Annotated in this window: 8 protein-coding genes; 4 read left to right on the top strand and 4 right to left on the bottom strand. The window is 67.6% G+C overall.

Annotated elements, in window-relative coordinates; translation table 11 throughout:
* Positions 1–19: 19 nt before the first annotated feature.
* Positions 20–499, bottom strand: coding sequence for a cupin domain-containing protein (locus tag EON91_RS13605; RefSeq protein WP_292095787.1), 480 nt, complete (start codon positions 497–499; stop codon positions 20–22).
* 48 nt (positions 500–547) lie between these two features.
* Between EON91_RS13605 and dapE the strand changes: the two genes are divergently transcribed.
* The 4 genes from dapE to EON91_RS13585 are packed head-to-tail and all read left to right on the top strand — an operon-like array spanning position 548 to position 3905.
* On the top strand, positions 548–1711 hold the full coding sequence (gene dapE / locus EON91_RS13600) for a succinyl-diaminopimelate desuccinylase (protein ID WP_292095783.1): 1164 nt from the start codon (positions 548–550) through the stop codon (positions 1709–1711).
* A 25-nt stretch (positions 1712–1736) separates the two neighbouring features.
* Positions 1737–2147, top strand: a complete 411-nt coding sequence (locus tag EON91_RS13595) for a hypothetical protein (protein ID WP_292095782.1) — start codon at positions 1737–1739, stop codon at positions 2145–2147.
* Complete coding sequence (locus EON91_RS13590; protein WP_292095780.1) at positions 2144–3433, top strand: MFS transporter; 1290 nt, start codon at positions 2144–2146, stop codon at positions 3431–3433. The genes EON91_RS13595 and EON91_RS13590 overlap by 4 nt, the downstream gene beginning before the upstream one ends.
* Before the next feature lie 40 nt (positions 3434–3473).
* Complete coding sequence (locus tag EON91_RS13585) at positions 3474–3905, top strand: SRPBCC domain-containing protein (RefSeq protein WP_292095779.1); 432 nt, start codon at positions 3474–3476, stop codon at positions 3903–3905.
* Between the two features lie 19 nt (positions 3906–3924).
* On the opposite strand, the gene EON91_RS13580 is transcribed toward EON91_RS13585, so the two are convergent.
* The 3 genes from EON91_RS13580 to EON91_RS13570 all read right to left on the bottom strand — a co-directional run.
* Positions 3925–4899, bottom strand: a complete 975-nt coding sequence (locus tag EON91_RS13580) for a type II secretion system F family protein (RefSeq protein ID WP_292095776.1) — start codon at positions 4897–4899, stop codon at positions 3925–3927.
* A gap of 7 nt (positions 4900–4906) precedes the next feature.
* Positions 4907–5890 carry a type II secretion system F family protein gene (locus tag EON91_RS13575; RefSeq protein ID WP_292095773.1) on the bottom strand — a complete coding sequence of 328 codons (984 nt, stop codon included), beginning with the start codon at positions 5888–5890 and terminating at the stop codon, positions 4907–4909.
* A 5-nt stretch (positions 5891–5895) separates the two neighbouring features.
* A partial coding sequence (locus EON91_RS13570; RefSeq protein WP_292095771.1) for a CpaF family protein occupies positions 5896–6734 on the bottom strand: 839 nt, incomplete at its 5' end.

Here is a 6734-nt window from a genome sequence, read left to right as displayed (position 1 = left end):
GTGTCGATGGTGTCTGTGGTCACGTTCGCCGGGGGACCTTCGGATAGGGGGAGCCGTCACGGTGGAAATAGCGGTCGGACCCCTTGGGCGCGACCATGTCGATATCGGGATAGTCACAGGCGTCGCCGCCGCCCGGCGTGCGCGTGCCGACCTCCAGCAACAGCGCGTCGCGGTCCGTTCGGTTCTCAAGCTTGTGGCCGTTGGGGACGCCGGCCTTGAAGCCGGCGCAGTCGCCGGCGCGCAGGACGGTCTCGCCGTCATTGTCGACCAGCACCACCTCGCCCTCGACCACCCAGACAAACTCGTCCTCTTCCGCGTGCCAGTGCCGCTGGCTGGACCAGGCCCCTGCCGGAAGGCGCAGCAGATTGACGCCGAACTGCGTCAGGCCGACCGCGTCGCCCAGCCGCTTGCGGCGGCGCGACAGGCAAGGTTCCGCATGGGGGTCGGGATAGCTGGTCCCGTCGATGGCGGGCGCGCTCGATATGTCGATCTTCGGCATGGCGTCGGGCCTTCTCGCGGTCGCGCTTAGTGCCTAAAGCATAGAGCCATGAGCGCCGCATCACATCCTGTCATCGATCCTGTCAGCCTGACCCAGGAGCTGATCCGCCGTCCCTCGGTGACGCCTGCCGACGAGGGCGCCATGGACATCATCGAGCGGGTGCTGACGCAACTGGGCTTCCATGTCCGGCGGATGCCGTTCGAGAATATAGAGAACCTGTATGCGCGGCGGGGGACGGCCTCGCCCAACCTGTGTTTCGCGGGCCATACCGACGTGGTGCCGACCGGCCCGACCGAGGCGTGGAGCGCCGCCCCGTTCGAGGGCGAGGTGCGCGACGGCGTGCTGTACGGCCGCGGCGCGGTGGACATGAAGGGCGGGATCGCCGCCTGGATCGCGGCGGTGTCGCGCGTGCTGTCCGAGGACGAGCCCAGAGGTTCGCTGTCCTTCCTGATCACCGGCGACGAGGAGGGCGTCGCCCTGCACGGCACCAAGCGGGTGGTCGAGGCCCTGGCCGCCGAGGGCGAGGTGATCGACGCCTGCGTGGTGGGCGAGCCATCGTCGCAGCACCATCTGGGCGACACCATCAAGATCGGCCGACGCGGCTCGATCAACAGCTGGATCACGGTCAAGGGCCGCCAGGGGCACGTCGCCTATCCCGAACGCGCCGCCAACCCGGTGCCGGTGGTCGCGCGACTGGCGGCGGACCTGGAGGCGCACGAACTGGATCAGGGCTACACCGCCTTCCAGCCGTCGAACCTGGAGATCACCACCATCGACGTGGGCAATCCCGCGTCCAACGTCATTCCGGCCGAGGCCAAGGCGCGACTGAACATCCGCTTCAATCCCAACCACACGGGCGACAGCCTGGCCGAATGGCTGAACCGGATGGCGGGCGAGGCGCAGGCGCGATCGGGCCTGCGGATCGAGATGGAGCATCTGTGCTCGGGCGACGCCTTCCTGACCGAGGTCGGGCCGTTCGTCGAGGCGGTGCAGGACGCGGTGGAGACGACGCTGGGGCGTCGGCCCGAGGCCTCGACCACCGGCGGCACGTCGGACGCGCGCTTCATCCGCGCCCTGTGCCCGGTGCTGGAGCTGGGCCTGGTCGGCCAGACCATGCACCAGATCGACGAGCGCACCCCGACGGCGGAACTGTACGCCCTGAGCGAGGCCTATGAACGGGTCATCCGCACGGTGACGGAGCGGCTGGGCTAGGGATCTGGGTCAGGGAGAAACGGCCATGGCGGATCAGGCGAAGCGCAAGGTGAAGACGGCCCCGACCGCCTGGCGCGACGTGGTCCTGATCTGCCGCAAATGTCAGAAGAAGCTGGACGGCGGTTTTGGGCCCGAGGGCGACCTGACGCTGAAAAAGGCGCTGAAACGCTATCTGAAGCGCGACCACATCCGCGTGGGCAAGGGCCGCAAGGCCGAGCTGGCGCTGATCTCGACCGGCTGTTTCGACGTCTGTCCCAAGGGGGCGGTGACCGTGGTGAACGCGGCGCGACCGGACGCGTTTCTGGTGGTGCCCACCGGGGCTGACCTGCTGGAGGTTCGGGCGCGACTGGGTCTGTCCGACGGGCGACGGAACCGGCCGACGCTTGCGGTGATTGGAGAGGCGTCCGCCGTCCCGCCCGAAGAAGAGCCGTCATGAACCTGAGGTCCCCGGCTTTCGTGCTGCTGTTCCTGGTCAGCCTAATCGCGGCGGCGGGGAATATGGCGCTGCAGTCGGTGCTGCCGGCCATCGGACGCGAGTTCCGTCTGGCGGACACCCTGGTGTCGGGGGCCTTCGCGGTGTCGGCGCTGCTGTGGACCCTGACGTCCGGCCTGTGGGCGCGCCAGTCTGATCGGCTGGGCCGCAAGCGGGTGGTGATGATCGGCCTGGGCGGATTCGTCGTGTCGATGCTGGGGTTCGGCCTGTCGGCGACGGCGGGGCTGGAAGGCTGGCTGACGGTGGCGACCGCCTTTCTGCTGATGGCGTTTTCGCGCAGCCTGTACGGCCTGTTCGGCTCGGCCGCGCCGATCGCAGCCCAGGCCTATATCGCCGACCGCACCGACCGCAGCCAGCGGACCCAGGCGATGTCGCTGCTGGCGTCGGCCCAGGGGCTGGGCACGGTGATCGGGCCGGCGCTGGCGCCCTTTTTCATCCTGCCCGTCGTCGGGCTGGCGGGGCCGATGTACGCCTTCGCCCTGATCGCCCTGATCGTGCTGATCGCCGTCTGGCGTGGCCTGCCCAGCGGCGGGGTGGAGCGGATTCCCACCCGTCGCGAGGACACCGGCAAGGGTCTGTGGAAGGACCCGCGCGTCCGCGACTTCGCCGTCTATGGACTGCTGGTGTCCAGCGCCCAGGCCGTCAACATCGGGGTTCTGGGTTTCCACGTCATCGATGTGATGGCGGAATCTGGCATGGGCGCGCGCGAGGCCCAGCCCTTTATCGGCATCGCCATGCTGGCCGGGGCGGCGACCACCCTGATGGCCCAGTGGGGACTGATCCCGCTGCTGCGGCTGCAGCCACGCGACCTGATGCGATGGGGGGCGGCGCTGGCGCTGCTGGGCAATCTGCTGACCATCGTGGCGCCGGGCTTCTTTGGCGTGGCGGTCGGTTATGCGGTCATCTCCATCGGCGCCGGCTTTGCGCGACCGGGCTTCACCGCCGGTTCGTCGCTGGCCGTGCGAGCCGACGAGCAGGGGGCGATCGCCGGCCTGATGATGGCGCTGGCGGGGCTGGGCTTCCTGGCGCCGCCGGTGATCGGCGTGGCCCTGTATCAGTTGGCCGAGCCCGCCCCCTTTATCGCCAACGCCGTGGTTCTGTTGCTGGCGCTCGGGTTTGCGCTGTGGAGCGGGCCGTTGCGGCGGGCGACCTCGGCCCACCCGGCGGAACACGAGGGGACGCTGGAAAGCCCGCCCGCCTCGCAGCCCGGCCCCGAGGGCGGTCGTTGAGGGTCTTTCTTCCGGCGAAAAGCCGTGCGAGACGGCAGGAATGGACACGGCCCACATCGAAAAGCGCATCGGCATGCGCGCGCCATCGGAAACGATCTGGGCGGTCATCACCGATCTGCCCGGCTGGGACCGCTGGAACCCGCATGAGACAGGCGTCGAGGGCGTCATCGCCTTTGGTGGTGCGCTGAGCCTGACTGAAAATCTGCCCGGCGTGGGCGAGCGGCGGGTGATGGCGGCGGTCGGGGACTGGCGGCCCTATTCGCGACTCGTGTGGTCGGAAAAGCGCGGCTGGATGTTCGGCATGACCCGTTATTTCGACATCGAGGAGATGGAGGCGGGCAGTTGCATCGTCACCACCGGCGCCCTGTTCACCGGCCTGCGCGGCGAACTGTTCCACGACAGGCATCGCCCGGCGATCCGCGGCGCCTATGAAGCCATGCTGGAGCAACTGCGCCTGACCGTCGAAGGTTGAGCGTTCAGCCTCGCCAGCCTCAGCCCATATTGTCCTGAATCTGGATGATGGCCGGCCCCAGGATCACGACGAACAGCACCGGCAGGAAGAAGACGATCATCGGCACGGTCAGCTGGGCCGGCAGGGCCGCCGCCTTCTTTTCCGCCGCCGCCAGACGCAGGTCGCGGTTTTCCTTGGCCATGACGCGCAGCGCCGAGCCCAGAGGCGTGCCGTACTGTTCCGCCTGGGTCATGGCGGTGGCCACCGACTTGACGCCCGGATGGTTGGTCCGTTTGGCCAGTCCCTCATAGGCCATGCGCCGCTCGGGCAGATAGGACAGTTCGGCCGACAGCAGGCTGAGCTCCTCGGCCAGGTCGATGGATTGGCCGCCCAGTTCCTGACTGACCTTCTGGATCGCGCCTTCGATCGACATGCCGGATTCGACGCAGATCAGCAGCAGGTCCAGCGCATCGGGGAAGGCCTGCATGATCGAGGTCTTCCGCTTGGAGATGCGGTTCGAGAGATAGATGTTCGGCGCATAAAAGCCGGCCACGGTCGCGGCCATCACCGCCGTGATCCGCGTCATCAGCGGCAGGCCGAAATCATTGAAGATGAACAGGTAGAAGACTGCGATCGCAAAGAAGACGAACGGCATCGAGAAGCGGAAGAAATAAAAGGCCGTCAGCGGCTTGGGGCCCCGATAGCCGGCCTGGGCCATCTTTTCCGCGACCTTTGGATCTTCCAGCAGTTTGGTCAGGTTCAGCCGTTCGACGACGCGCTTCTTGAACCCCTCGTCGGTCTGGCGAAGGCCGCCGGGGCTGTTCTGGTTGATGGCCTGACGCGAGCGGCGTTTCAGCTCGTCCCGGCGTACGGCGACGGCCTTCATCCGCTTGTCCAGATCGACGCCGCCAGTCATGGCCCCCAGCAGGGTGAACAGGGTGGCGAAGACGGCCAGACCCACGCCCAGGCTGAGCAGGTTCTGGATGTCGGTGAAGAAGCTGACGACCCCGGACATTCGCGCCTCAGAACTTGAACGAGATCATGCGCTTCATCATGAAGACGCCGGTCGCCATCCAGAACGCCGCCACCAGCAGCATGAACTGGCCGCGCTGCTCGGTGAACAGCAGCATGATGTATGAAGGCGTCGACAGGAACACGAGCACCATCACCACGATCGGCAGCGAACCGATGATGCCGGCCGAGGAGATCGCCTCGGACGACAGAGCCTTGATCTTTTCGCCCATCAGACGGCGCGCGCGCAGCACGGTCGACAGATTGCCCAGCGCCTCGGCCAGATTGCCGCCGGCCTTTTGCTGGATGGCGATGACGATGGTGAAGAAGCGCAGTTCCGGCGTCGGCATGCGGTCGAACATCTTCTCCAGCGCCTGTTGCAGGGTCAGGCCGACCGACATGCCCTCGACCAGACGCTGGAATTCGGGGCCCAGGGGCGCCGGGCTCTCGCGGGCGATGATCTTGAAACAGTCGTGGACCGGCAGGCCCGACTTGATGCCGCGCACGATGACGTCGACGGCGTTGGGGAATTCGAGCGAGAATTTCTTGGCCCGGCGCCCGGCGATGAAGCCGACCACCCAGCGCGGCAGACCCAGACCGGCCGCCAAGGCCGCGCCCAGACCGATCAGCGGGTTGGCGCCCAGCACCACGATCACGGCCATGACGGCCAGGCCGACGAAGGCGCTGACGATGAAGAAGGTGCGAACGCTCATCGCCAGACCGGCCTGATGCAGGCGCGCGGCCATGGTCATGCGGGCCTTGCGCTCGCGGCGTTCGGCCTCCTTGAGCTGTTCGACGATCTGTTTGCGGCGGGCTTCGGGCGTGTTGGCGGCGGCGGTGGCGGCGGCCTTGCGGGCCGAGGCTGCCGTCTTGATACCGCCCATGGCCTGGGCGCGCTTGACCGCCTTGGCGCTGGAATCGTCGCCGCCGACCAGCACCCAGCCCAGGCTGCCGATGGTGATGAAGGCCAGCACCGCTGCGAGAATGGGTAGCATCCGCCCTACTCCGCCGCGTCCAGGGCCTCGGCCAGTTCCCGCTCCAGCCCATAGTAGCGGGCGCGGTCCCAGAAGCGCGGGCGGCCGATGCCGGTCGAACGGTGACGCCCGACCACGCGGCCGTGCTCGTCCTCGCCGGTGATGTCGTAGACGAACAGGTCCTGGGTCACGATCACGTCGCCTTCCAGACCGACGACCTCGGTGATGTGGGTGATGCGGCGCGAGCCGTCGCGCAGGCGGGCGGCCTGTACGATGACGTCGACCGAACCCACGATCATCTCGCGGATCGTCTTGGACGGCAGGCCATAGCCGCCCATGGTGATCATCGATTCCATCCGGCTGATGGCCTCGCGCGGGGAGTTGGCGTGCAGCGTGCCCATCGAGCCGTCGTGGCCGGTGTTCATCGCCTGCAGCAGGTCGAAGGCCTCGGGTCCCCGGACCTCGCCGACGATGATGCGTTCGGGGCGCATCCGCAGACAGTTCTTGACCAGATCGCGCATGGTGATCTGGCCCTGGCCCTCCAGGTTCGGCGGTCGGGTCTCAAGGCGCACGACGTGCGGCTGCTGCAGCTGAAGTTCGGCCGCGTCCTCGCAGGTGATGACGCGCTCGGCCGGGTCGATGAAGGCGGTCAGGGTGTTCAGCAGCGTCGTCTTGCCCGAGCCGGTGCCGCCCGAGATGACCAGGTTGCATCGCGACGCGCCGATGACGCCCAAGACGCGCGCGCCCTCGGGGCTGATGGAGGCGTACTCCACCAGATTCTTCATCGTCAGCTTGTCTTTCTTGAACTTCCGGATCGTCAGCGTCGGGCCGTCGATGGCCAGCGGCGGGGCGATGACGTTGACGC

Origin of the sequence: Brevundimonas sp. (assembly GCF_004210735.1) — a bacterium.
Classification (GTDB): Bacteria; Pseudomonadota; Alphaproteobacteria; order Caulobacterales; family Caulobacteraceae; genus Brevundimonas.
Note: the sequence above shows the minus strand (reverse complement) of the source record. Positions and strands in the feature narration are given on the sequence as shown.